This window comes from Cereibacter sp. Soil_C_27 (genome assembly GCF_057657095.1).
Genome location: NZ_JBDGJD010000006.1, coordinates 28,564 through 52,156, shown reverse-complemented (window position 1 = coordinate 52,156; position 23,593 = coordinate 28,564). Strand labels below are relative to the sequence as shown.

Here is a 23,593-nt window from a genome sequence, read left to right as displayed (position 1 = left end):
GAGCCGATGACCGAAGTCCGCTGCGCCTGGTGCGGCACAGACCCGCTTTATGTCGCCTACCACGATCACGAATGGGGGGTGCCCGAGCGGGACAGCCGCGGCTTGTGGGAGAAACTGGTGCTCGACGGCTTTCAGGCGGGACTGGCCTGGATCACCATCCTGCGCAAGCGCGAGGCCTTCCGCGCCGCCTTCGCCGGTTTCGATCCCGCAGTGGTCGCCACCTGGGGCGAGCCGGAGGTGCAGCGCCTCCTGGCCGATCCGGGCATCGTCCGGCACCGCGGCAAGATCGAGGCCACCATCGGCAATGCCCAAGCCTACCTGCGGATCGAGGAGCGGGGGAGTTTTTCGGAATTCCTCTGGCAGCATGTCGGCGGCCATCCGGTGCAGAACCGCTTCACAGGCGGCGACATTCCGACCGAGACGCCGGAGGCCCGCGCGATGTCGAAGGCGCTGAAGGCCGAGGGCTTCAAGTTCTGCGGCCCGACCATCGTCTATGCCTTCATACAGGCGACGGGCATGGTGAACGATCACGTCGTCACCTGCCACGTCCACGACCGGGTCGCGGCGCTGGGCTGACTCAGCCGCCCGCCATCAGCGCGGCCAGCGCCGCCTTGGCCTCGGGCGCGTCCCATTCGGCATCGCCGATCAGCCGCGCCACCTCCTGCCCCTCGGGGTTCAGCACCAGCGTCACCGGCAGGCCCATCACCCCTGCCTTCCGGGCCAGCGCCGACTTCGGGTCGCGCAGGCCGGGCAGGGTGGTGACCTCGGCCTCGGCGAAGAACTTGCGGATGCCGGGCACCGCGTTGCGCCCGGTTGCCACCGTCACCACGGCGAAATCCTCGCCGCCCATCTCGGCATTCAGCCGGTCGAGCCCCGGCATCTCGTGCCGGCAGGGCGCGCACCAGGTCGCCCAGAAGTTCAGCACCACCCATTTGCCGCGATACTCCGACAGCGAGCGCGGCTGGTCCTCCAGATCGACGAGGCCCTCCTCGGGCAGGTCGCGTGCTTCGGAATGGATGGCGAGCTTCTTCATGTCGCCCGTCAGGGCCGGGGCCTGGGCTGCCGCGCCATTTGCACCGAAGATCAAGGCCGTGTAGACCACGGCAACCAGCAGACGCAGCATATTCCCTCCCGAAGGCTTCCCATGACCGCTTCGCCCAAATCTCCCGATGCCGCCACTCAAGCCAATGCGATGTGGGGCGGGCGTTTCGCTGCCGGACCGGACGCGATCATGCAGGCGATCAACGCCTCCATCGGGTTCGACCAGCGGCTCTACGCCCAGGATATCCGGGGGTCGCGCGCCCATGCCGCGATGCTCGCCGCACAGGGTATCCTGACCAATAAGGATGCCGAGGCCATCGGGGAAGGCCTTCTCACGGTGTTGTCAGAGATTGAAACAGACGCCTTCCCCTTCCGGGTGGAGCTGGAAGACATCCACATGAACGTGGAGGCCCGGCTGAAGGAGATCATCGGCGAGCCCGCCGGACGGCTGCACACGGCAAGGTCGCGCAACGATCAGGTGGCCGTCGACTTCCGGCTTTGGGTCCGCGACCAGTGCGATGCCGCCATCACCGGGATCGAGGCGCTCATCGCCGCCTTCCTCGCCCAGGCCGAGGCCGGGGCCGATTGGGTCATGCCGGGCTTCACCCATCTGCAGACCGCGCAGCCGGTGACCTGGGGCCATCACATGCTGGCCTATGTCGAGATGCTGGGTCGCGACCGCTCGCGCTTCGTCGACGCCCGGGCCCGGATGAACGAATGCCCGCTCGGCGCCGCCGCCCTCGCCGGCACCGGCTTTCCCATCGACCGCGAGATGACCGCCCGGGCGCTTGGCTTCGACCGCCCGACCGCCAACAGCCTCGATTCCGTCTCCGACCGCGATTTCGCGCTGGAGTTCCTCTCGGCCTCGTCGATCTGCGCGCTGCACCTGAGCCGCTTCGCCGAGGAGCTGGTGATCTGGTCCTCGGCCCAGTTCCGCTTCGTCCGGCTGTCGGACAAGTGGACGACCGGCTCCTCGATCATGCCGCAGAAGAAGAACCCCGACGCCGCCGAACTGCTGCGCTCCAAGATCGGCCGCATCCTCGGCGCGACGGTGGCGCTGTTCACGGTGATGAAGGGCCTGCCGCTGACCTATTCCAAGGACATGCAGGAGGACAAGGAGCAGGTCTTCGACGCCGCCGACACGCTGATGCTCGGCCTCGCCGCGATGACCGGCATGGTGCAGGACATGACCGCCAACCGCGACAGCCTCGCCGCCGCGGCCGCCTCGGGCTTCTCCACCGCGACCGATCTCGCCGACTGGCTGGTGCGCGAGCTGGACCTGCCGTTCCGCGAGGCGCATCACATCACCGGCGCGCTGGTGGCCGAGGCCGAGGCGCAGGGCTGCGACCTGCCCGACCTGACGCTGGAGCAGATGCAGGCCGTCCATGCCGGCATCCGCGCCGATGTGTTCGAGGTGCTGGGCGTCGAGAATTCGATCCGCAGCCGCACCTCCTACGGCGGCACCGCCCCCGACAACGTGCGCGCGCAGGTCGCCCGCTGGAAGACCGCCCTCTCGACCCTGGAGAAGTCATGACCCGTCCCCTGCTGATCCTCGCCCTCCTTGCCCTCGCCGCCTGCGGAGCCGATGGCCCGCCGAAGAAACCCGGCACCGACGAGCCGGGCATCAGCATCGGCGGTCAGGTCAAGCTCGGCGTCTCCGGCACGCTCTGATGCGCGCCCCGGCCCTCGCGCTCGCGGCGCTGCTGGTGCTGGCGGGCTGCGCCGACCCCAATGCGCCACGTCTGGGCATGGGGGTCGGGTTCGGTCCCAACGGGGTGCGGGTGACGCCACGCGTCACCACCCGCGTCGGAGCGACCAGCCTGGGCGTCAGCCCCTATGGCACCTCGGTCGGCACGACCGTGGGCAATGTCGGTATCGGAGCCTCGCTATGATGTCACCGTTGCGCCTGATCTTCCTCGCCCTCGCCGTCTGGGGCGCGATCCACCCGATGTACTGGTTCCTGCGCCATATGGCCGAAACCGGCGGCGGCCTCTCGGGCCTGATCGACGCATGGTATGTGAACGCCTCGACCACCGGCCTCACCTGGGATCTGACGATCGCCGCGGTCACCCTGACCGTCTGGATCATCGCCGAAACCGCCGTGCGCAGGAACTGGCTGGCGCTGGTCGCCATCCCGGCGACCTTCTGCATCGGCGTCTCCTGCGGCCTGCCGCTCTATCTCTTCCTCCGCTCCCGACCCGTTACCTGAAGGCCAAGATGGACCATTTCCTTTACCGCAACGGCGCGCTGCATGCCGAAGACGTGGCCCTCGCCGATATCGCGGCGACGGTCGGCACGCCGTTCTACTGCTACTCCACCGCCACGCTGACCCGGCACTACCACCTCTTCACCGAGGCGCTGAGCCCGCTGCCGCACATGGTCTGCTTCGCCATCAAGTCGCTCTCGAACATCGCGGTGTTGAAGACGCTGGGTGACCTCGGCGCCGGCATGGATGTGGTTTCGGGCGGCGAATACCTGCGGGCGAAGGCGGCGGGCGTCCCGGGCAGCCGGATCGTCTTCTCCGGCGTCGGCAAGACCCGCGAGGAGATGCGGCTGGCACTGGAGGGCGGCATCCGCCAGTTCAACGTCGAGAGCGAGCCCGAGATGCGGGCGCTGTCCGAGGTGGCCTCGTCGATGGGCGTGACCGCCCCGATCACCGTCCGGGTGAACCCCGATGTCGATGCGCGCACGCATGAGAAGATCGCGACCGGCAAGAAGGAGAACAAGTTCGGCATCCCGATCGCCCGCGCCTCCGAAGTCTATGCCGAAGCCGCCCGCCTGCCGGGGCTCGAGGTCATCGGCATCGACGTGCATATCGGGAGCCAGCTGACCGAGCTCGAACCCTTCGAGCAGGCCTATCTCAAGGTGGCCGACCTCACCCATCGCCTGCGCGCCGAGGGACATGACATCCGCCGTCTCGATCTGGGCGGCGGTCTGGGCATCCCCTACGAACGCTCCAACTCCGCCCCGCCGCTGCCGGTGGAATATGGCGCGCTGATCAAGCGCACCGTCGGCGATCTCGGTTGCGAGATCGAGATCGAGCCGGGGCGGCTGATCTCGGGCAATGCCGGTATCCTCATCAGCCGGGTGATCTATGTGAAAGAGGGCGAGGGCCGAGACTTCCTAATCCTCGACGCGGCGATGAACGACCTCGTGCGGCCCTCGATGTATGGCGCGCATCACGACATCGTCCCCGTGGTCGAGCCCGAGCCCGCCACCGAGGCGCAGCCCTATGACGTGGTTGGCCCGGTCTGCGAGACCGGCGACACCTTCGCCAAGGCCCGCCCGCTGCCCCGCTTGGCCGAGGGCGATCTGGTGGCCTTCCGCTCGGCCGGGGCCTATGGCGCGGTGATGGCCTCGGAATACAACACGCGCCCGTTGATCCCCGAGGTTCTGGTGAAGGGCGATCACTTTGCGGTCATCCGGGCAAGACCGACGTTTGACGAAATCCTGAACCGCGATACCATCCCCGAGTGGCTGTGATCGGCGCAGCCGCTCCCGAGCGAGGCGCATGACCGAAAATCCCCGCGAGACGGCAACCCAAGCGGCGCTGCACCGGCTGATCTGGCCGATGCGGCTCACGCTGGCCGGTCTCTGGGCCGAGCGGATCGCTCGCGCCTTCTGGCCACTCTGGACGCTGGTCATCGCCACGCTGGCCGTGCTCTCCTTCGGCGCGCAGGACACCTTGCCGCTCGAGGCGGTCTGGGCAGGGGCGGTGCTCGTCGTGCTCGGGCTGGTGGCTTCGCTGGTCTATGCCTTCCGCAACTTCCGCCGACCCACGAGAACCGAGGCGATGGCCCGGCTCGACGCCTCGCTGCCGGGGCGGCCGATTTCGGCGCTGACCGACACGCAGGCCATCGGCGCCACCGATCCGGCCTCGCTCGCGGTCTGGCAGGCGCATCTGCGGCGCATGGCGGCACGGGCGGCGGCGGCGAAACCCATCGCTCCCGATCTGAAGCTCGCCCGCCGCGACCCCTTTGCCCTGCGCTATGTCGCGCTGACTGCGCTGGTCATCGCGCTGATGTTCGGCTCGATCTGGCGCGTCGCTTCGGTCGCGGGCATGGGGCCGGGCGGGGCAGATGCCATGGCCATGGGGCCGACATGGGAAGGCTGGGCCCAGCCCCCGGCCCATACCGGCAAGCCCTCGCTTTATCTCAACGACATCAAGGAAGGCGCGCTGACCCTGCCGGTCGGCAGCCGCATCCAGCTGCGGCTCTACGGCGAGGTCGGCGACCTGACCGTGGCCGAGACCGTCTCGGGCAGCACCCAGCCGGAGCCCGCCTCGGCCCCGGCGCAGGATTTCGTCGTCACCCGCAGCGGCAAGATCAGCATCGAGGGTCAGAACGGCCGGACATGGGAGATCACCGCGCTGGCCGACGCCCCGCCGAAGGTCAGCGCCACCGGCGACATGGCACGCGAGGCCGATGGCCAGATGAAGCTGCCGTTCAGCGGGCAGGACGATTACGGCGTGACCGGAGGTCAGGCGGTGATCGCGCTCGACCTGCCTTCGGTGGATCGTCGCTTCGGCCTCGCCGCCGATCCGGAGCCGCGCGAGCCGGTGACGCTGGATCTGCCGCTGCCGATCTCGGGCAACCGCGCCGATTTCAACGAGGTGCTGATCGACGACCTGTCGAAGCACCCTTTCGCCAACCTGCCCGTCACCATCACCCTCTCGGCCAGCGACGCCGCCGGCCAGACCGGCACCACCGGGCCGCTGAACGTCGTGCTGCCCGGCAAGCGCTTCTTCGACCCGCTCGCCGCCGCGTTGATCGAGATGCGGCGCGACCTGCTCTGGGCGCGCGGCAATGCCCCCGAAACGGTGATGCTGCTCAAGGCCGTCACCTACAAGCCCGAGGGCCTGTTCCGCAACGAGCGCGCCTACCTGCGCACCCGCGTCATCCTGCGCCGTCTGGAGGCCGAGGCCACGACCCTCGCCCCCGAGGCGCGCGACGAGATGGCCGAACAGCTCTGGGAAATCGCGCTGATGGTCGAGGAGGGCGATCTGGCCTCCGCGCTCGAGGCGCTGCGCCGCGCGCAGGACCGGCTCGACGAGGCGATCCGCAACGGCGCCTCCGAGGACGAGATCCAGCAGCTCATGGACGAGATGCGGCAGGCGCTGGACAATTACATGAAGGAGCTGGCCGAAGAGGCGCAGCGCAATCCCGACCAGCAGCAGGCCGAGAACCAGCAGACGATGGAGATGTCCTCCGACCAGTTGCAGGAGATGCTCGACAAGCTCCAGCAGCTGATGGAGGAGGGCAAGATGGCGGAGGCCGCCGAGCTGATGGAGATGATGCGCCAGCTGATGGAGAACATGCAGGTGGCGCAGGGCCAGGGGCAGGGGCAGGGGCAGGGCGAAGGCAGTCAGGCCATGCGCGATCTGGCCGAGACGCTGCGCGACCAGCAGGGGCTGTCCGACGACGCCTTCAACGACCTGCAGAACCGCCAGCCCGGTCAGGGCCAGCCGGGGCAACCGGGCCAACCCGGTCAGCCGGGCGAGGGTCAGCAAGGTCAGGGCCAGCAGGGTCAGCAGCCGGGGCAGGGCGGCCAGAGCCTCGCCGAGCGCCAGCAGGAACTGCGCGACCGTCTGAACGGGCTGAACGGCCTGCCCGGCGAAGGGTCGGAGCGGGGCGAGGCCGGGCGGCAGTCGCTTGACGAGGCGGGCCGGGCGATGGAAGAGGCCGAACGCGCGCTGCGCGACGGCGACCTGCCCGGCGCGCTCGACCGACAGGCCGAGGCAATGGAAGCGATGCGCGAGGGCATGCGCGATCTGGGCGAGGCCATGGCCGAGGAGCGCCAGAACCAGCAGGACGGCACCTCGCAGGGCGAGGCCTTCGGTCGCGCCGATCCCAACAGCCAGCGCGATCCGCTGGGCCGCGAGCCGGGCGACTCCGGCCGCATCGGCTCCGACCGCAACCTGCTGCAGGGCGAGGACGTCTATCGCCGGGCGCAGGATCTCTTGGACGAGATCCGCCGCCGCTCGGGCGAACAGGCCCGCCCCGAGACCGAACGCGACTATCTGAGGCGGCTGTTGGAGCTGTTCTAGGCCGCGCGTCCCGGCCCTGCGGGGGATCGCATCGCCCACCCGACCGGGGACGCCCGGGTGTCGACAGCGACGATCTTCGGGGGTTGTGGGAGTTGTTCTGGACTGTAGGGATCAGCCCTGCACGCTGATCGCTTCCGCCCAGCCACGCCCCGAACCGGGTGGAAGCTTCCACCGCCGTCTCAGGCCGTCAGCCTCAGCCCTGCAGTCCCTGCAGCGCGCTGATTGCTGAGCGCATCAGCCCGTCGAGCCAGACCCGCCCCTGATCCACCTTGGCGACATAGGCCTGCATCGCGGACGCGCTGGCCGGGATCTGATCGGCAATCTTGGGCGCCATCACATAAGCTGCCGCCAGCCCCGCCGCCACCGCCAGCATCAGGAAGAACCCGGTGCGGAAGCCGCCGCGCTGCTCTTCCGCCGGCGCGGGCAGGTCTTCGGTCTCGGTCCGCCGCTCGTTGCTGGCGCGGAGCGTGGAGTTGATCTCTTCGATATCGGGCAGCAGGTCGCGGCTGCGGCCCGCCTTTGCCGGTTCGCTCTCCGCCGCGGCTTCGGTCTCCTCGGCCTCCGGCTCGGGCGTGGCGGTCACCGACCGCAGCGCCGGGCGCGGACGCGGCTCGGGCTCTGACAGGCCGAGATCGGGCTGGGTCTCGATCGGGCGCGCAGTCTCGGCCTTGCGCTGGGTCGCCTCGAGCGCGGCTTCCTCGCGCAGGACGGCCAGCAGGCTCTCGTCCAGACTGCGGCGCGGCGGCGGCGGCGGGGTGGCAGGCTCGCCCTCCTCCTCCTCGTCGGGTTCCGCGGCGGGCGTCGCTGCGGGCTCCGGCATCTCCACCATGACCGGGGCAGGGGAGGGCTCCGGCGCGGCAGGTTCCGCCACCTCGGGCTCCACGGCGGAAGGCTCCGCCACGACCTCGCGCGGGCGGGACGCGGCGTGATGGCCCAGCACCTCGGGCGAGCCGAAATCGGTTTCTTCTCCGGCGTTCATGTTCGGCATCTGGAACCAGCCATGCCCGCAATTCGAGCATTGCACGTCGCGACCGCTGGGGGGGATAGCATCGTCGCCGACCTCGTATTGAGCGTCGCAATTCGGGCAAATAAGCCGCATACCTTTTGTCCCCGCCCTCATCACTGAAGTCTTTGCGTCATCTTGTAGCAATGATACCGCTGTTCTCCAAGCCTTTGCGGCTCGCGGGCGCGGAGAAGCGGTTGGAAACGCTGGTTCTGCCGGATAGTCTCCGCCGCGCGTGACATGAAACGCACACCACCCGCCCGGAACGGAGACACCGTGTGATCGCCTTCGAGAATGTTGCCTACAGTTACGGCGGGGCCGAGCTTCTCACCGAGGTGACGCTGCGCCTCACGCCGGGATCGTTCCACTTCCTCACCGGCCCTTCGGGGGCAGGCAAATCCACCTTCCTCAAGCTCTGCTACGCCGAGCTTCTGCCCACGGCGGGCCATGCGATGATCTTCGACCGCGAGGTGCGCAGCCTCGACCGCGACGAGGTGGCGCGGATGCGCAGACGGGTAGGGGTCGTTCATCAGGATTGCCAGTTTCTCGACCATCTGCCGCTTGCCGCCAATGTTACCCTGCCCTTGGCGGTTTCGGGCCGTGACACGGGCGCGCAGGATCTAACCGATCTGCTGACCTGGGTCGGGCTCGGCCATCTGGCCGATGCCCTGCCGCCCTCGCTCTCGGGGGGCGAGCGGCAACGCGCGGCGGTGGCCCGCGCCGTCATCACCTCGCCCGATGTGGTGCTGGCCGACGAGCCCACCGGCAACCTCGACTGGGAGATGTCGCTGCGGCTTCTGACGCTGCTGGTCGAGCTGAACCGGATGGGCAAGACCATCCTGATCGCCACCCATGACCTGAACCTGATCCGCACTGCCAAGCAGCAGGTTGCGGCGCGGGTTCTGAGGATCAAGAACCGGCGCATCCAGCTTGCGGGGGCCGACTTGTGACCTTCCGCGACATCCTCGCCGATCTCACCACCCCCGACCGCCACGCCGCCCGCGTCGTGCCGCCCTCGGGTCACACCGCCTGGCTCACCAGCTTCACCGCCGGAGCGATGACCTTCCTCGCCGTCTTCGCGCTGGCCCTCTCGCTCGCCTCCGGTCGCCTTGCCGACCGCTGGTCCGAGGCGCTGGCCCGCACCGCGACCATCCGCATCTCGGCTCCGCCCGATCAGCAGGCGGCGCAGACGCAGGCAGTGCTCGACCTGCTGGCGACGACGCCCGGCATCGCCTCGGCCCGCGCCCTGACCGACGAGGAGCAGCGCGCCTTGCTGGAGCCGTGGTTCGGCCCCGACCTGCCGCTCGACACCCTGCCGGTGCCGCGGCTGGTGGAACTGACCGAGACCGGCGACGGCTATGACGCCGAGGGCCTTCGCCAGCGCCTCGCCGCCGAGGCGCCCGGCGCGCTGCTCGACGACCACACCCGCTGGCGTCAGCCCCTGGCCACCGCTGCGAGCCGCCTGCGCCTGCTGGGGGCCGTGTCGATGCTGCTGATCCTCGCCACCATGGGGGCGATGATCACCCTTGCCGCCAATGCAGCCCTTGCCGCCAATGCGCAGGTGATCCGCGTGCTGCGCCTCGTGGGCGCACGCGACACCTACATCGCCCGCGCCTTCGTCCGCCGCTTCACCCTGCGCGCGCTGACCGGGGCGGCGGTGGGGACGGTGGCCGGAACGCTCGGCATCGCCTTCCTGCCCTCCGCCGATGCGGCGGGCGGCTTTCTCACCGGGCTCGGCTTTCAGGGAGCGGGCTGGTTCCTGCCGCTGCTGCTGCCGCCTCTCGCCGCGCTGGTCGCCTTCTTCGCCACGCGCCTTGCCGCCTTCACCAAACTCAAAGAGCTGACCTGATGCGCCACGCCCTGCAATGGATCCTGTCGGTGCTGTTCATCGCGCAGATGTATGTCACCATCATCACCATCGCGCTGCTGTTCACGCCCGCCGCGTTCTTCACCCGCCGCGCCTCCTTCGCCTGGATGCGGATATACTCCAACTGGATCCGCTTCTCGGCCCGCTGGATGCTGGGCCTGCACACCGAGGTGCGCGGCCCGGTCCCGACCGGCGCGGCGCTGATCGCCTCCAAGCACCAGTCATTCCTCGACAGCCTGCTGCTCTTCGCCATCCTCGACACTCCCCGCTTCATCATGAAGAAGGAGCTGGCCTGGATCCCGCTGATGGGCTGGCACGCCATGCGCATCGGCTGCGTCCCGGTGGACCGGGGCCGTCGCGGTGCCGCGATCAAGAAGATGCTGTCCGATGTCGACCGCGGAGAGCAGCGCCCGGGCCAACTGGTGATCTACCCGCAGGGCACCCGCGTCGCCCCCGAGGCGAAGCTGCCCTACAAGGTCGGCACCGCGCTGATCTACTCGCAGCTCGACCAGCCCTGCATCCCGGTTGCCACCAATGTCGGCTTCTTCTGGCCGCGCCACGGCTTCTACCGCCGCCCCGGCAACGCGATCATCGAGTTCCTCGAGCCGATCCCGCCCGGCGTGCCGCTGAAGGTCTTCATGGCCCGGCTGGAGCTGGAGATCGAAACCGCCTCGGACCGGCTTCTGGCCGAGGCCAAGGCCGCCGCCACCACCCTCTGACCAGCCGAGACCGCCATGGACTTCATCGACACCCTCGACGATCTGCACGCGCTCTACGGCACCCCCTCGGAGCCTGCGATGCTGAAGGTCACGCCGCGGCTGACCGATGCCTATGCCGCCTTCCTCGCCCGCAGCCGCTTCTGCATCCTGACCACGGTCGGCCCCGAGGGCACCGACGGCAGCCCGCGCGGCGACGAGGGGCCGGTGGCGACCATCCTCGACGCCGGCACGCTGGCCTTGCCGGACTGGCGCGGCAATGACCGGATCGACAGCCTGCGCAACATCGTCCGCGACGGGCGGGTCAGCCTGATCTTCCTGATCGCCGGTGCCAAGAACGCGCTGCGGGTGAACGGCACCGCCCGGCTCACCGCCTACGAGGGGCTGCGCCGCCGCTTCGAGCGCGACGGCAAGCTGCCGCGCACGGTGATCGTCGTCGATGTGGCCGAGGTCTATTCGCAATGCGCCCGCGCCATCGTCCGCGCCGAGCTCTGGACCTCGGGCGACCAGTCGCAGGGCCTGCCCACCGCGGGCGACATGCTGCGCGACGCGACGGATGGCAGCTTCGACGGCGCGGCCTATGATCGCAACTGGAAGACCCGCGGTCCCGCGACGCTCTGGTAGCTCAGACCGGGCGGACCATGGTGATGGCGCTGGAAAAGCCGAAGACCAGCCGCAACAGGCCGATGCCATGGCTCTGCACCGCGACGAAGCCGAGCCGGCGATACAGCGCCTGCGCCCGCCAGTTGCTGTCGATCACGTCGAGCCGCACCGCGCGATAGCCGCGCCGCACCGCCTCGCCGCAGATCTCGCGCAGCAGCGCCGAGCCGATGCCGCGCCCGCGCATCTCGCGCGCGACGCAGATGCCGTCGAGCAGGAAGCGGTCGTTGTCGGTGTCGCCGTGCAGCAGCCGCAGCAGCAGGGCGCGCCATGTGCCGCCGTAAAGGCCATAGACCGCCTGCATGTCGGCGATGCCCCCCGCGGCAAAGGCGCCCCCCGGTGTCTTGAACCCGGCGAGACCGACCAGCGCACCCGCCTCGTTCACCGCGGCGATCGCATGGTCGTCGCGGATCACCCGCGCCAGAAACTGCAGCGCCAGCGGCTCCGGCCCCATCACCCGCTCCAGCTTGCCGCCGAAGGCCTGCCAGTAGAGCCGCGCGGCCGCCTCGCGCTGCTCGGGCTCCAGCCCCATCTGCAGCGAGACCTTCACGACAGCGCCTGCCGCAGCAGATCGGCCTGACCCGCGCCGAGGATCCAGCCCTCCTCGGACCGTCCCGGCCAGTCGGGCACGGCGTCGAGCAGCTGCCCCAGCTCCCCCGCCCGCCCCAGCCGGTAGAGCGCCCGCGCCAGAAGCCGCACCTGCGCCCGGTCCTTGATCTCGTCGCCCGAGGCCGCGACCTGCGGGGCGAGCAGCGAGGGGTAGATCTCGGCCAGCACCAGAGGCCCGGTCGCCGGCTCGAACGGCCAGACACTCGCGCCGAAGCGCTGCCGCAGCCGCGCCAGCACCGGCAGGCCCATGAGCGCCTGCGAGCCGACCGAGCCGGTGGTGTAGAGCTTCCACACCGATTGCGCCCGCGGCACCGTCCGCTCCACCCGCCGCCGCTCGGCCAGCCCCAGCACGTCATGGTCGCAGAGCCTGCGCTCGGGCAGATGCGCCAGCGGCTGACCGGCGGGCCGTCCCCAGAACGGCCCCTGCACCGGGAAGCCCGCGTTGATATCGCTGGCGACCTCGAACCGGTTGTTGCCATTGTCGGGCGCATCCTCGATCCGCGCCGCCAGCCAGTCCCACAGCGCCAGCGCGCTCGCCTCGCCGGTCAGGCGCCGGGCGAAGCCCTCGGGATAGCCCAGAGGGAAGTCGAAGCCCGCCAGCACCCGCCGCCCCGCCGCCGCCTCCAGCGCGAAGAGGTCGTTCAGATGCGCCTCCGCATCGGCACGGGTGCGGTGATAGCTGACCGTCTCGCCGGTGACCCCGGCCACCCCGATCCAGATCGCATCCGCCGACGGCCTGCGCGGCGAGGGTGTCGCCGCCCCCGACCAGTCCACCACCACCACCGTATCGAAGCCGCTGCCCGCCAGCCCGGTCTCGGTCAGGATGAAATCGGCCACCGCGCCCGTGTCGTTCAGGTCCAGTACCGGCACCGGCAGTTCCAGCGGCAGGTCGGTCGCCACCGCCCGCACCAGCGGATCGCCGGGCTGGATCAGCGATTGCCCGGTCTCCTCGCGGAACACCTCGATCTTGGGGTGGGCGTCGCGCTTGTAGCCCTCGACCAGCACCAGATCGACCGGGGCCATCCGCGCCAGAACCGCCGTCAGCTCCGGCTCCGGCCCGCGATGCTCGCGCATCAGCGCAAAGCGATGCGCCGAGGCCAGCATTACCTCCGAGGCCCCCGCCGCGCGGTGGCGGTAGCTGTCCTTGCCGGGCTGGTCCAGATCGACGTCGTGATGCACATGCTTCACCGTCGAGACGGTGAAGCCGCGCCCGGTGATCTCGGCCACCAGCCGCTCCATCAACCCCGTCTTGCCCGAATTCTTCCAGCCGATGATGCCGTAGACCTTCATGCCCTCAGTGCCGCCTCCGCTGCCGCAACGTCTTCCGGCGTGTTCAGGTTCATGAAGCCGGTCGGGTCGGAAAAGCCAGCCCGTGCGGCCCCATGCCGCGCGGCAAAGCCCATGACCTTCGCTTCGCCCGAGGCGAGCCAGCCGCGCAGATCGTCGCGCAGGCTGACCGGCCAGAGCGCACAGGTCGGATGCAGCCGCCCGTCACACTCCGCCACCGCCATCCCGCCATCACCCGCCAACCACAGCTGAGGCACGAGGTCGCCGGGCAGGAAGGGCGTGTCCACCGAGGCGCTGACCACGGCATCCGCGCCTTGTGCCGCAGCCCAGTCGAGCGCCGCCAGCACGCCCGACAACGGCCCCTGCGGCGTGGCATCGGCCAGCACCGGCAGGCCGAAGCCCGCAAAACGTGCGGCATCGCCATTGGCACTCAGCGCCAGCGCCTCCACCTGCGGCTCCAGCCGGTCGCGGACATGCGCGAGCAGCGGCCGCCCACCGATGCTCAGCAGCGCCTTGTCGGTGCCACCCATCCGCCTGCCTTCCCCGCCCGCAAGGATCACGCCGAAAATCCGCACCCTGCGCCTCCTGCCCACCGGCCCTGTCTCGCCCGACGATTGCATCGTCAGGTGAGATTGCCTAAGCCCTGCAGGCCGGGCCGTAAAGCCCGGGCGCCACGCAAAGCCCGAGGTCCCCGCCCATGACGCAACGCCGCTCCGCCTTCCTGCGCGGCTGCCTCGCCTCCGCTCCCTTCGCGCTGGTGATCGTGCCCTTCGGCATGCTCTTCGGTGTGGTCGGCACCGAAGCGGGGCTGAACCTCGCCGAGGTGATGGGCTTCTCGATCATGGTCATCGCCGGGGCGGCGCAATTCGCCGCGCTGCAGATGATGGCCGATGACGCGCCGACGCTGATCGTTTTGGCCACGGCTCTGGCGGTGAACCTGCGCATGGCGATGTATTCCGCCGCGCTGACGCCGCATCTGGGCCAGGCGCCGACGGGCATGCGGGCGCTGATGGCCTATTGCCTCGTCGACCAGACCTTCGCCGCAAGCTCCATGCAGTTCGAGCGCGAGCCCGCCATGCCGCTGCCGCAGAAGATCGCCTTCTTCTTCGGCACCGTCACGCCGATCTGCCCGCTCTGGTATGTCGCGACCTATCTCGGCGCGGTGGTCGGCACTGCCATTCCGCCGGAATTCGCGCTCGATTTCGCCCTGCCGATCACCTTTCTCGCGATGATCGCGCCGCTGCTTCGCACGCCCGCCCATATCGCCGCCGCCTTCGTCTCCATCGCGGTGACGCTGGCGCTGGCCTTTCTGCCCTACAACACCGGCCTGCTGATCGCCGCCGTCGCCGCCATGGTTACCGGCGCGCAGGTCGAGATCTGGACCGAACGGAGACTCGCGCGATGATCGAAGACACGGCCCAGATCTGGACGGTGATGATCGCCCTCGGGCTCGGCACCTTCCTGTTGCGATTCTCGTTCCTCGGGATGATCGGCAGCCGCCAGATGCCGGGCTGGGCGCTGCGCCTCCTGCGCTACACGCCGGTCGCGGTGATGCCGGGGCTGGTGGCGCCGCTGGTGCTCTGGCCCGCGGCGACGGGAGGCGAAACCGATCCCGCCCGCCTGACCGCCGCGCTCGTCACGCTGGCGGCAGGCGTTCTCACCCGCAATGTGCTGGCGGCGATCTGTTTCGGGGCGGCGGCGCTCTATCTCACGCCGCTGCTCCTCTGATCAGTAGTTCAGCCGCGGATCGCCGGCCTGCACCAGCAGCACGCCGTGGTTGTTGTCGGCATCGGTGTCGGTGATCGTGCGCTGGGTGACGCCAGGCAGCTTGGCGAAGGCGCGCATCAGCTTGTTGGGGAAATAGGTCGTCGGCAGCGACTCGAAGCCCGGCACGTCACTCAGGATGCTCGAGATGCTGCGCGCGCAATTGGCCTTCGGCACCGCGCCATAGCCCATCGCCCGCTGCATCACCAGCTCGGCCACCTGCGGCGAGACGATGACCGTCTGCTCATGCACGTCGAAGGTCTCGCGGGCGTGGTAGTCGATGTAGAAGTTCACCATCTTCGGCGTCAGCCCGAAATGCACGTCGTTGCGTTCGGGCAGACCGGGGTGCATCCAGGTGCCCGCCGGGTCGAACATCACCCGTTGCGAGCCGTTGATCAGCAGCCCCGAATGCGCGCCGCTGCCGTTGGTGGTGCTGGTGACGGTGAACAGCGTGATCGAGGGCGGGCCGTCATGCACATAAGTCGCCCGCGCCACATCGGCATCGGGCGCCCATTTCGGCTCGGCGGCGCCGCAGGCGGTCAGGACGATCAGCGCCAGACACAGGAAGAGATTACGCATGAGGCATCCTTTGCGTGGCGCGTCGGTCAGGTGGCTGTAAGGAGGGTCAGACGTTCACGAGGGCCATGAAGACGAGGATCGCGATGCAGATCCCGGCGCCCCAGGTCACCATGCGGATGAAGCCCGCGAAGGTCTTCTCGTGCTGCGAGATGTCCATCGTTCCGACAACGTGGTCATGCGTGTCGTGCGAGTGATCGGCCATCGGTTCGGTTCCCTTATTCTTTGCTGTGCTTGCCATTAGCTGATTCATCCTGCCCTGTCACGCGCTGGCGACGCCCCGCGGCCCTCGTTTTCTGGTGCCGTTGCAGCTCTGCCCTCAGGCGAGCTGCCAGTGCCACGACCCGTCCGCAGCCTCAACGCGCCGGACCTCGCCGCGGTGCCACAGATAGTTCAGATGCGCCACCGCCTCGACCAGCCCCATGCCATAGGCGTCGCCGGTCAGTTCGCGCCGGAACAGCGGCACGAAGCATTGCACCGCCGTCCGCGGCTCGCGCAGATGCGCCCGGAGCCGCTCCAGAGCGCCTAGATGGTTGTCGATCATCTGCTCCAGCCGCACCGGCAGCCCGGTGAAGGGCAGCTTGTGCCCGGGCAGGATCAGCTGCCCGCCCTCGGCAAAGGGCTTGAACCCCTCGCAGGAGGTCAGCCAGTCCCGCAGCGGATCCGCCTCCGGCTCCGAGGCATAGACCCCGATATTGGCCGAGATCGAGGGCAGCAGCTGATCGCCCCCCAGCACCAGCCCGTCATCCAGGCTCCAGAGCGTCGCATGCTCCGGCGCATGGCCATGGCCGATCCGCACCACCCATCTGCGACCGCCCGTCTTGACCACGTCGCCCTCGGTGATCCGAGTAAAGCCGAGGGGCAGGGGGGCCACCACATCGGCAAAGTTGAAGGGTCGCGCCAGCGCCCGCTCGGCCAGCATCGGCCCCGGCATCCCCGCCGCGCGCCAGAAGGCCAGCGTCTCCGGCCCCGGCACCGCATGCTGATCCAGCACCAGCATCCGGGCGTAGAGCCACGAGGTCCGCGTCGTCACCAGCTCGGCGCCCTGCGCCTGAAACCAGCCGGCGAGGCCGATGTGGTCGGGATGGTAATGCGTGACGATCACCCGCTTCACCGGCCTGCCGCCCAGAGGCCCTGCCAGCAGCCGCTGCCAGATCGCCCGCCCGCGCCGGCTGTCGAAGCCGGTATCGACCAGCGTCCAGCCGTCGCCATCGTCGAGCGCGAAGACATTCACATGATCGAGCTGCATCGGCAGCGGCAACCGCAGCCACAGCACACCTTCGGCCACCTCGGTCGCTGCCCCCTCGTCGGGCGCGAGTTCGAACGGGCTGCGGATCGGCGCGGTCACGCCGCCAGATCCTCGGCGCTCAGCGCGAACAGCCCCTCGGCCCCCTCGCGCACCTGCGCCAGAAGCGCCGCATGCTCCGGCAGCAGCCGCCGGATCGCCACCCGCGCCAAGGCCAGCCGCGACGGGTCAGCCAGTGCCGCCGTCAGATGGTAGTGCGCCCCGAGCACCCGGGCAAAGGCGCGCAGGTAGGGCACCGCCCCGGCATTGCGGTCGGTTGCCCCCTGCGCCACCAGCGCCTCGGTCGCCTCCCACAGGGCTTCCGCCGCATTCCAGACATCGCCCGCCAGATCCGGCAACCGGTGCCGCGCCACCTCGGCGGCGTCCTGCACTTCCTGCAGCAGCCGGAAGGCCGCCTCGCCGCCATCCATCATCTTGCGCCCCACCAGATCCATCGCCTGAATCCCGTTGGTGCCCTCGTAGATCGCCGTCACCCGCACGTCGCGCAGATATTGCGCCGCCCCGGTCGCCTCGATGAAGCCGGTGCCACCATGCACCTGCACCCCCAGATCGGCGACCTCCACCCCCATCGCTGTGCCATAGGCCTTGGCGATCGGCGTCAGCAGCGCCGCCCGTGCCTGCCACTCGGCCGAGCCCGTGGCCCGCGCCATGTCGATGGCTACCGCGCAGGCCAGCGCAATGGCCCGGGCCGAGAAGGTCTCGGCCTTCATCACCGCCAGCATCCGCCGCACGTCGGCATGGTCGATGATCGTCCCGGCCCCGCCCTGCCGCCGCTCCAGCGCATAGCCGAGCGCCGCCTGCGTCGCCGCCTCGGCCACGCCGATGCCCTGCACCCCGACCCCGAGCCGGGCGTTGTTCATCATGGTGAACATCGCCGCCATCCCGCGGTGCGGTGCGCCCACCAGCCAGCCCACCGCGCCGTCATACTCCATGACGGCGGTGGGCGAGCCGTGCAGCCCCATCTTGTGCTCCAGACTGACCACGCTCAGGCTGTTGCGCTTGCCCGGATTGCCCTCGGCATCCGGCAGGAACTTCGGCACCAGGAACAGGCTGATCCCCTTGGTCCCCGCCGCGCCATCGGGCAGCCGCGCCAGCACCAGATGGCAGACATTGCCGGTGAAATCGTTGTCGGCCCAGCTGATGTAGATCTTCTGCCCGGTCACCGCATAGCTGCCGTCGCCCAGCGGCTCGGCCCGCGTCCGCAGGGCGCCCACATCCGACCCCGCCTGCGGCTCGGTCAGGTTCATCGTGCCGCACCACTCGCCGCTCACCAGCTTCGGCAGATAGAGCGCCTTCAGGTCGTCCGAGGCGTGATGCTCCAGCGCCTCGATCTGTCCTTGGGTCATCAGCGGATTGAGCTGCAGCGACAGGCAGGCCGAGGCCATCATCTCGTTCACCGCCGTCGTCACCGTCATCGGCAGCCCCATGCCGCCATGGTCGGGGCTGGCGGCGATCGACACCCAGCCGCCCTCGACGATGGCGCGGTAGCCCTCGGCAAAGCCCGGCGAGGTGCGCACCACCCCGTTCTCCAGCCGCGCCGGATGGATGTCGCCCGACCGCTGCAAGGGCGCCAGCACCTCCTCGCAGAGCTTGCCCGCCTCGCCCAGCACCGCCTCCACCGTCTCCGGCGTCGCCTCGGCAAAACGCTCGGTCGCGGCGACCTGTGCGAAGCCCACCACCTCGGCCAGAAGGAAACGGAAATCGGCGAGCGGGGCGCGATAGGGCATCGGTCTTCTCCTGCAGGCGCGGCTTGGCATTCGCGCCAAGCCCACGTATGTCGGCGGAAAGCCTATCCTAAGCGCCCTTCTCCTCAAGCTCAACGCTGCGTCACGCCCATGCCCGAAACCCGGACCCTCACAGCCACGCCGGATGGCATCGCCGAGGCGGCCCGCCTGCTGCAGGAGGGCGGTCTTGTCGCCTTTCCGACCGAGACCGTCTACGGCCTCGGCGGCGACGCCCGTTCCGACCGGGCGGTGGCGCGGATCTTCGACGCCAAGAACCGGCCGCAGTTCAACCCGCTGATCGTGCATCTCCCCGACCTTGCCGCCGCCCGCGCCTATGCCGAGATCGGCCCCGAGGCCGAGCGTCTGGCCGAGGCCTTCTGGCCCGGCCCGCTGACGCTGGTGTTGCCACTGCGCGGCGCCGGCATCTCGCCGCTGGTCACGGCAGGGCTCGACACCGTGGCGATCCGCATACCGGCGCATCCCTTGGCCCGCGATCTCCTGCGCGCCTTCGGCGGCCCGCTCGCCGCGCCCTCGGCCAATCCCTCTGGCCGGATCAGCCCGACCCGCGCCGCCCATGTGCTCGACGGGCTCTCGGGCCGGATCGAGGCGGTGCTCGACGGCGGCCCCTGCGCGGTGGGGGTGGAATCCACCATCCTCGCGCTCGAACCGCCCACGCTGCTGCGCCCCGGCGGCCTGCCGCTGGAGGCGATCGAGGCCTGCCTCGGCCAACCCGTCGCCAGCGGCGGCAGTGCCGAGAAGCCGAGCGCCCCGGGCCAGCTCGCCTCGCATTACGCCCCGGCCGCCAGCCTGCGTCTCGACGCGCTGCGCAAGCACCCGGGCGAGGTGCTGATCGGCTTCGGCCCGGTCGCGGCGCCGCTCTCTCTCTCGCCTTCGGGCGATCTGATCGAGGCGGCAGCGAACCTGTTCCACATGCTGCGCGAGGCCGACCGCCGCGCCGGGCCGGGCGGGCGCATCGCCATGGCGCCGATCCCGCAGCACGGTCTCGGCCGCGCCATCAACGACCGCCTGACCCGCGCCGCCGCCCCCCGGCCCTGACAGGGGCCCTCGCAAACCGGGAGCCGCCGCCGGGGGCATCGAGCCCCCGCCAGCGGCATTGCCATGGAAGGCGGAAGCCGGTCGCGGTTCGCCATGGTTTCGTCTTGGCTGAAATACTGCCGCCGGAGGCGCCCGCAGCCGACCGCGGACACTCCGCGGGGGGTATTTCCGCAGGGAAGAACCGCATCCGCTCCGCACCACGTCGGGCCTCCGGTCCATGGCAATGCCGCCCGAAGGGGCTCGATGCCCCTGAGGGCGGCTCCCCCTCAGCGCGGCGGTTGCTCCAGCCCGCGCTGCACGGCCGGGCGGGCGAGGAAGCGCTCGAGATACGCGGGCACGTTCTTCAGCGCGTCGAAGCCCACCATGTCATTGGCCTTGTAGAAGACGCCGAGCCCGCGCAGCCAGGGGCAAAGGGCGATGTCGGCGATGGAATACTCCCCCGCGATCCAGTCGCGCCCCTCAAGCGCGCCGTCCAGCACCTTCAGCAGCCGTTCCACCTCGGCGCGGTAGCGCTCCTTCGGGCGCGGGTCCTCGATCTCCTTGCCGGCATAGGCATGGAAATAGCCGAGCTGGCCGAACATCGGCCCGACGCCGCCCATCTGGAACATCAGCCACTGCAGCACCTCGTAGCGGTTCGCCTCCGGCAGCAGCTTGCCGCTCTTCTCCGCCAGATAGATCAGGATCGCCCCGCTCTCGAACAGGCCGAGTGGCGCGCCATTCGGTCCCTCGGGGTCGAGGATCGCCGGGATCTTGTTGTTGGGGTTCAGCGACAGGAACTCCGGGGTCATCTGGTCCTGGGTCTCGAAGCTGACCAGATGCGCGTCGTAGGGCAGCCCCATCTCCTCCAGCGCGATCGAGATCTTCACCCCGTTCGGCGTCGGCAGCGAATAGAGCTGGATCGCCTTGGGGTCGCGCGGCGGCCAACGGCGGGTGATCGGGAAATCGGCGAGGGAGGTCATCGGGCAACTCCTGTGAATTCCCTGCCAAGCTAGGGTCAATTTGCGGTAAGAAAACATGAATCCCTGTGACATACTGAGAGAGGCGCTGTGCGCCGCTGCGCAGGGCCCCGGTGCAACCCGACGGGCCATCAACGAGGATCATCGCGGAATGCTGAACGAATTCAAATCCTTCATCGCCAAGGGCAATGTCATGGACATGGCCGTGGGCATCATCATCGGCGCGGCCTTCACCGCCATCGTCTCGAGCCTGGTGGCCGATCTTATCAACCCGATCATCGGCATCATCACCGGCGGGATCGACTTCTCCAACCTCTTCGTCAACCTCGGCGACGGCGAGTTTGCCAGCCTCGCCGCTGCGCGCGACGCCGGGGCCCCGGTCTTCGCCTATGGCGCCTTCATCACCGCGGTGATCAACTTCCTGATCATCGCCTGGGTGGTGTTCCTCCTCGTGAAGGTGGTGAACCGGGTGAAGGACTCGGCAGTCCGCAAGACCGCCGCCGAGGCCGCAGCCGAACCCGCCGGCCCGACGCAGGAGCAGCTGCTGTCCGAGATCCGCGACCTCTTGCGCAGCCGCGCCGCCTGAGCCGAAGGCCCGTCCCCCAAAGGGACGGGCCGCCCGCTTATTGCTTCAGCGCCAGCCGGGGCGAGAGCACGTCGATCCCCAGCGCGATGCCCACTGCCGCATAGGTCAGATGCCCGGCATGGGTGTTGAGCCCGGCCAGGAGATGCGGGTCCTCCTCGCAGGCGCGGCGCCAGCCCTTGTCGGCCAGCGCCAGCAGGAAGGGCATGGTCGCATTGCCGAGCGCGATGGTCGAGGTCCGCGCCACCGCGCCGGGCATGTTGGCCACGCAGTAATGCAGGATGCCGTCCACCTCGTAGATCGGGTCCTGATGGGTGGTGGCATGCGAGGTCTCGAAGCACCCACCCTGATCGATCGCCACATCGACGATGGCCGCACCGGGCTTCATCGTCGCCAGCTGCGCCCGGCTCACCAGCTTCGGCGCCGCCGCCCCGGGGATCAGCACCGCGCCGATCACCAGATCGGCCTCGGCCACCAGCTCTGCCGTGTTGCCCGCCGAGGCATAGACCGACTTGAACGCGCGCCCGAAGACATCGTCGAGATAGCGCAGCCGCGGCAGCGAGCGGTCGAGCACGGTGACATCCGCCCCCATCCCCGCCGCGATCCGGCCCGCATGGGTTCCCACCACCCCGCCGCCGATCACCACCACCTTCGCCGGGCCGACCCCCGGCACACCGCCCAAAAGAACGCCGCGCCCGCCATTGGCCTTCTGCAGCGTCCAGGCCCCGACCTGCGGCGCCAGCCGCCCGGCGACCTCCGACATCGGCGCCAAGAGCGGCAGCCCGCCGCGGTCGTCTGTCACCGTCTCGTAGGCGATGGCGGTGACGCCCGAGGCCAGCAGGTCGCGGGTCTGCTCCGGGTCGGGCGCGAGGTGCAGATAGGTGAACATGAGCTGCCCCTCGCGCAGCCGCTTGCGCTCCACCGCCTGCGGCTCCTTCACCTTCACGATCATCCCGGCCTCGGCAAAGACCTCCTCCGCCGAACCCGCGATCCGCGCGCCTGCCGCCTCGTAATCCGCGTCTGCAAAGCCGGAGCCCACGCCGGCGCCGGTCTCCACCAGCACCTCGTGGCCATGGGCCACCGCCTCCCGCGCGGCATGGGGCGTCAGCCCCACGCGAAACTCCTGCGGCTTGATCTCCTTCGGACACCCGATCTTCATGGCTACGCCCTCCCTGCGTTCATTTGCCCCAGTCTCGCGCGGGCGGCGTGGCAATGCTTTGATTTCTGACGTGACGCGACGCGGGGTCTGCAGTAGCTTCTGCGGCGCACCGTCCCTCCCATGAAAGAACCTTGCGCGAAAATGGACCTCGACGCGACAGACCGCCGGATCCTCACCGTTCTGCAACGGCAGGGCCGCATCACCAACGCCGAGCTGTCAGAACAGGTGCATCTGTCGCCCTCGGCCTGTCACCGAAGGGTGCAGCGGCTGGAGGAGGAGGGGATCATCGCGGGCTATGTGGCGCTCTTGAACCCGCGCAGCCTCGGCCGTCCGACCACGGTCTTTGTCGAGATCACCCTGCAGGGGCAGGCCGACGAGCTTCTGGAAGCCTTCGAGCGCGAGGTGGCCCGGGTGCCGGACATCCTCGAATGTCACCTGATGGCGGGGACGGCGGATTATCTCCTGAAGATCGTCGCGCAGGACACCGAGGATTTCGCCCGCATCCACCGCCAGTATCTGACCCGCCTGCCGGGCGTGGCGCAGATGCACTCCAGCTTCGCGCTGCGCACCGTGTTCAAGACCACGGCGATCCCGGTCTGACGCCGGTCAGACCCGGCGCTGGAACCGCAGGAAGGTGAACAGACCGCCGGGCGAGAGCGGGCGGCGCTGCACCACCTCCAGCCGCGGATCGCCGCTGACCCGGTCGATCGAGAAATCCGAATGCCAGCCCAGTGTGTTCTCGAACCGGGCGAAGGCCTTCTCCACCGCCGCCAGCGGGCCCTTCTCGGTGGCGAAATGGTTCACGATCACCACCTCGCCGCCCACCTTGCAGACCCGCGCCATTTCCGAGACGACCTTCTCCGGCTCGGGCACCACCGAGACGAGGAACATCGCCACCACCGTATCGAAGCTCTCGTCGGGGAAATCCAACGCCCGGGCGTCCATCTGGCGCAAGGCCTTCACCGCGGTCAGCCCCAGCGCGCCGACCTTCTCCTGCGCCTTGGCCAGCATGTCATGCGAGAAGTCGATCCCGGTCACATCCAGTTGCGGATCGTAGAGCGGCAGCGACAGGCCGGTGCCGACCCCGACCTCTAGCACCCGCCCGCCCCGTGCGTTGACATGGGCGGCGGTCTGCCGGCGCGGGCTCTCGCTCACCTTGCCGAAGCTGAAGTCGTAGATCGGAGCCCAGCGTTTGTAGCTGCGGCTGACGGCGTCCAGTTCCATCCGGTCTTCCTTCTAG

The 23,593-nt window shown here is 69.4% G+C and carries 28 protein-coding genes; 16 read left to right on the top strand and 12 right to left on the bottom strand.

What is annotated here, in order from left to right:
- Positions 1 to 6: 6 nt before the first annotated feature.
- Positions 7 to 576, top strand: coding sequence for a DNA-3-methyladenine glycosylase I (locus tag AC3A5Z_RS19800; protein WP_487521025.1), 570 nt, complete (start codon positions 7 to 9; stop codon positions 574 to 576).
- A 1-nt stretch (position 577) separates the two neighbouring features.
- Here the strand turns inward: AC3A5Z_RS19800 and AC3A5Z_RS19795 are convergent, their stop codons facing one another.
- Positions 578 to 1,123, bottom strand: a complete 546-nt coding sequence (locus AC3A5Z_RS19795; RefSeq protein WP_136793544.1) for a TlpA disulfide reductase family protein — start codon at positions 1,121 to 1,123, stop codon at positions 578 to 580.
- Between the two features lie 21 nt (positions 1,124 to 1,144).
- On the opposite strand from AC3A5Z_RS19795, the gene argH reads away from it, so the two are divergent.
- From argH to AC3A5Z_RS19765, 6 genes are read left to right on the top strand one after another with little or no spacing between them, the layout of a single operon-like run.
- Positions 1,145 to 2,575: an argininosuccinate lyase gene (argH, locus tag AC3A5Z_RS19790; RefSeq protein ID WP_487521024.1), complete on the top strand. Its 1,431-nt coding sequence runs from the start codon at positions 1,145 to 1,147 to the stop codon at positions 2,573 to 2,575.
- Entirely contained in the window at positions 2,572 to 2,712 is a 141-nt protein-coding gene (locus tag AC3A5Z_RS19785; RefSeq protein WP_487521023.1) for an argininosuccinate lyase, read from the top strand. The genes argH and AC3A5Z_RS19785 overlap by 4 nt, the downstream gene beginning before the upstream one ends.
- Positions 2,712 to 2,933, top strand: coding sequence for a hypothetical protein (locus AC3A5Z_RS19780; RefSeq protein WP_487521022.1), 222 nt, complete (start codon positions 2,712 to 2,714; stop codon positions 2,931 to 2,933). Before AC3A5Z_RS19785 ends, AC3A5Z_RS19780 begins: the two co-directional genes overlap by 1 nt.
- The gene (locus AC3A5Z_RS19775) at positions 2,933 to 3,250 is read left to right on the top strand and encodes a DUF2834 domain-containing protein (RefSeq protein ID WP_136793549.1); all 318 of its coding nucleotides are present in this window, start codon (positions 2,933 to 2,935) and stop codon (positions 3,248 to 3,250) included. The genes AC3A5Z_RS19780 and AC3A5Z_RS19775 overlap by 1 nt, the downstream gene beginning before the upstream one ends.
- A gap of 8 nt (positions 3,251 to 3,258) precedes the next feature.
- A complete protein-coding gene (gene lysA, locus AC3A5Z_RS19770) occupies positions 3,259 to 4,524 on the top strand; it encodes a diaminopimelate decarboxylase (protein ID WP_487521021.1) in 1,266 nt (421 codons plus the stop codon).
- A gap of 28 nt (positions 4,525 to 4,552) precedes the next feature.
- Positions 4,553 to 7,087 (top strand): TIGR02302 family protein, encoded by a 2,535-nt coding sequence (locus tag AC3A5Z_RS19765; protein ID WP_487521020.1) that lies wholly within the window; start codon positions 4,553 to 4,555, stop codon positions 7,085 to 7,087.
- A gap of 193 nt (positions 7,088 to 7,280) precedes the next feature.
- Here the strand turns inward: AC3A5Z_RS19765 and AC3A5Z_RS19760 are convergent, their stop codons facing one another.
- Entirely contained in the window at positions 7,281 to 8,186 is a 906-nt protein-coding gene (locus AC3A5Z_RS19760) for a zinc-ribbon domain-containing protein (protein WP_487521019.1), read from the bottom strand.
- A 182-nt stretch (positions 8,187 to 8,368) separates the two neighbouring features.
- Here AC3A5Z_RS19760 and AC3A5Z_RS19755 point away from each other — a divergent pair, with 182 nt between their 5' ends.
- From AC3A5Z_RS19755 to AC3A5Z_RS19740, 4 genes are read left to right on the top strand one after another with little or no spacing between them, the layout of a single operon-like run.
- Positions 8,369 to 9,040, top strand: coding sequence for a cell division ATP-binding protein FtsE (locus tag AC3A5Z_RS19755; protein ID WP_487521018.1), 672 nt, complete (start codon positions 8,369 to 8,371; stop codon positions 9,038 to 9,040).
- A complete protein-coding gene (locus AC3A5Z_RS19750; RefSeq protein ID WP_487521017.1) occupies positions 9,037 to 9,939 on the top strand; it encodes a cell division protein FtsX in 903 nt (300 codons plus the stop codon). The genes AC3A5Z_RS19755 and AC3A5Z_RS19750 overlap by 4 nt, the downstream gene beginning before the upstream one ends.
- Positions 9,939 to 10,676 carry a lysophospholipid acyltransferase family protein gene (locus AC3A5Z_RS19745; protein ID WP_487521016.1) on the top strand — a complete coding sequence of 246 codons (738 nt, stop codon included), beginning with the start codon at positions 9,939 to 9,941 and terminating at the stop codon, positions 10,674 to 10,676. Before AC3A5Z_RS19750 ends, AC3A5Z_RS19745 begins: the two co-directional genes overlap by 1 nt.
- 15 nt (positions 10,677 to 10,691) lie before the next feature.
- Positions 10,692 to 11,297: an MSMEG_1061 family FMN-dependent PPOX-type flavoprotein gene (locus AC3A5Z_RS19740; RefSeq protein ID WP_487521015.1), complete on the top strand. Its 606-nt coding sequence runs from the start codon at positions 10,692 to 10,694 to the stop codon at positions 11,295 to 11,297.
- A gap of 1 nt (position 11,298) precedes the next feature.
- On the opposite strand, the gene AC3A5Z_RS19735 is transcribed toward AC3A5Z_RS19740, so the two are convergent.
- Genes AC3A5Z_RS19735 through mobA form a run of 3 tightly spaced genes read right to left on the bottom strand, consistent with a single transcriptional unit; the run spans position 11,299 to position 13,804 of the window.
- Entirely contained in the window at positions 11,299 to 11,865 is a 567-nt protein-coding gene (locus AC3A5Z_RS19735; RefSeq protein WP_487521179.1) for a GNAT family N-acetyltransferase, read from the bottom strand.
- A 14-nt stretch (positions 11,866 to 11,879) separates the two neighbouring features.
- Positions 11,880 to 13,232, bottom strand: a complete 1,353-nt coding sequence (gene mobB / locus AC3A5Z_RS19730) for a molybdopterin-guanine dinucleotide biosynthesis protein B (protein WP_487521014.1) — start codon at positions 13,230 to 13,232, stop codon at positions 11,880 to 11,882.
- Entirely contained in the window at positions 13,229 to 13,804 is a 576-nt protein-coding gene (mobA, locus tag AC3A5Z_RS19725) for a molybdenum cofactor guanylyltransferase MobA (RefSeq protein WP_487521013.1), read from the bottom strand. Before mobA ends, mobB begins: the two co-directional genes overlap by 4 nt.
- Before the next feature lie 122 nt (positions 13,805 to 13,926).
- Here mobA and AC3A5Z_RS19720 point away from each other — a divergent pair, with 122 nt between their 5' ends.
- Both AC3A5Z_RS19720 and AC3A5Z_RS19715 read left to right on the top strand, forming a co-directional pair.
- Complete coding sequence (locus AC3A5Z_RS19720) at positions 13,927 to 14,634, top strand: AzlC family ABC transporter permease (RefSeq protein ID WP_487521012.1); 708 nt, start codon at positions 13,927 to 13,929, stop codon at positions 14,632 to 14,634.
- A complete protein-coding gene (locus AC3A5Z_RS19715; protein WP_487521011.1) occupies positions 14,631 to 14,957 on the top strand; it encodes an AzlD domain-containing protein in 327 nt (108 codons plus the stop codon). Before AC3A5Z_RS19720 ends, AC3A5Z_RS19715 begins: the two co-directional genes overlap by 4 nt.
- Here the strand turns inward: AC3A5Z_RS19715 and AC3A5Z_RS19710 are convergent, their stop codons facing one another.
- From AC3A5Z_RS19710 to AC3A5Z_RS19695, 4 genes are all read right to left on the bottom strand, one after another.
- Positions 14,958 to 15,572: a hypothetical protein gene (locus tag AC3A5Z_RS19710; protein WP_487521010.1), complete on the bottom strand. Its 615-nt coding sequence runs from the start codon at positions 15,570 to 15,572 to the stop codon at positions 14,958 to 14,960. It abuts the gene before it with no gap.
- 46 nt (positions 15,573 to 15,618) lie between these two features.
- Entirely contained in the window at positions 15,619 to 15,774 is a 156-nt protein-coding gene (locus AC3A5Z_RS19705; RefSeq protein WP_487521009.1) for an aa3-type cytochrome c oxidase subunit IV, read from the bottom strand.
- A 114-nt stretch (positions 15,775 to 15,888) separates the two neighbouring features.
- Entirely contained in the window at positions 15,889 to 16,917 is a 1,029-nt protein-coding gene (locus AC3A5Z_RS19700; RefSeq protein WP_487521008.1) for an MBL fold metallo-hydrolase, read from the bottom strand.
- A complete protein-coding gene (locus AC3A5Z_RS19695; protein ID WP_487521007.1) occupies positions 16,914 to 18,602 on the bottom strand; it encodes an acyl-CoA dehydrogenase in 1,689 nt (562 codons plus the stop codon). Before AC3A5Z_RS19695 ends, AC3A5Z_RS19700 begins: the two co-directional genes overlap by 4 nt.
- Positions 18,603 to 18,710: 108 nt before the next feature.
- On the opposite strand from AC3A5Z_RS19695, the gene AC3A5Z_RS19690 reads away from it, so the two are divergent.
- Positions 18,711 to 19,655, top strand: coding sequence for an L-threonylcarbamoyladenylate synthase (locus tag AC3A5Z_RS19690; protein WP_487521006.1), 945 nt, complete (start codon positions 18,711 to 18,713; stop codon positions 19,653 to 19,655).
- A 266-nt stretch (positions 19,656 to 19,921) separates the two neighbouring features.
- Here the strand turns inward: AC3A5Z_RS19690 and AC3A5Z_RS19685 are convergent, their stop codons facing one another.
- The gene (locus AC3A5Z_RS19685; protein ID WP_487521005.1) at positions 19,922 to 20,614 is read right to left on the bottom strand and encodes a glutathione S-transferase N-terminal domain-containing protein; all 693 of its coding nucleotides are present in this window, start codon (positions 20,612 to 20,614) and stop codon (positions 19,922 to 19,924) included.
- 148 nt (positions 20,615 to 20,762) lie between these two features.
- Here AC3A5Z_RS19685 and mscL point away from each other — a divergent pair, with 148 nt between their 5' ends.
- The gene (gene mscL / locus AC3A5Z_RS19680) at positions 20,763 to 21,197 is read left to right on the top strand and encodes a large conductance mechanosensitive channel protein MscL (protein ID WP_487521004.1); all 435 of its coding nucleotides are present in this window, start codon (positions 20,763 to 20,765) and stop codon (positions 21,195 to 21,197) included.
- 37 nt (positions 21,198 to 21,234) lie between these two features.
- On the opposite strand, the gene ald is transcribed toward mscL, so the two are convergent.
- Positions 21,235 to 22,353 (bottom strand): alanine dehydrogenase, encoded by a 1,119-nt coding sequence (gene ald / locus AC3A5Z_RS19675; RefSeq protein WP_487521003.1) that lies wholly within the window; start codon positions 22,351 to 22,353, stop codon positions 21,235 to 21,237.
- Between the two features lie 141 nt (positions 22,354 to 22,494).
- Between ald and AC3A5Z_RS19670 the strand changes: the two genes are divergently transcribed.
- Complete coding sequence (locus tag AC3A5Z_RS19670) at positions 22,495 to 22,953, top strand: Lrp/AsnC family transcriptional regulator (protein WP_487521002.1); 459 nt, start codon at positions 22,495 to 22,497, stop codon at positions 22,951 to 22,953.
- A 6-nt stretch (positions 22,954 to 22,959) separates the two neighbouring features.
- Here AC3A5Z_RS19670 and AC3A5Z_RS19665 read toward each other — a convergent pair whose 3' ends face one another.
- A complete protein-coding gene (locus AC3A5Z_RS19665; RefSeq protein WP_487521001.1) occupies positions 22,960 to 23,577 on the bottom strand; it encodes a class I SAM-dependent methyltransferase in 618 nt (205 codons plus the stop codon).
- Positions 23,578 to 23,593: the final 16 nt, after the last annotated feature.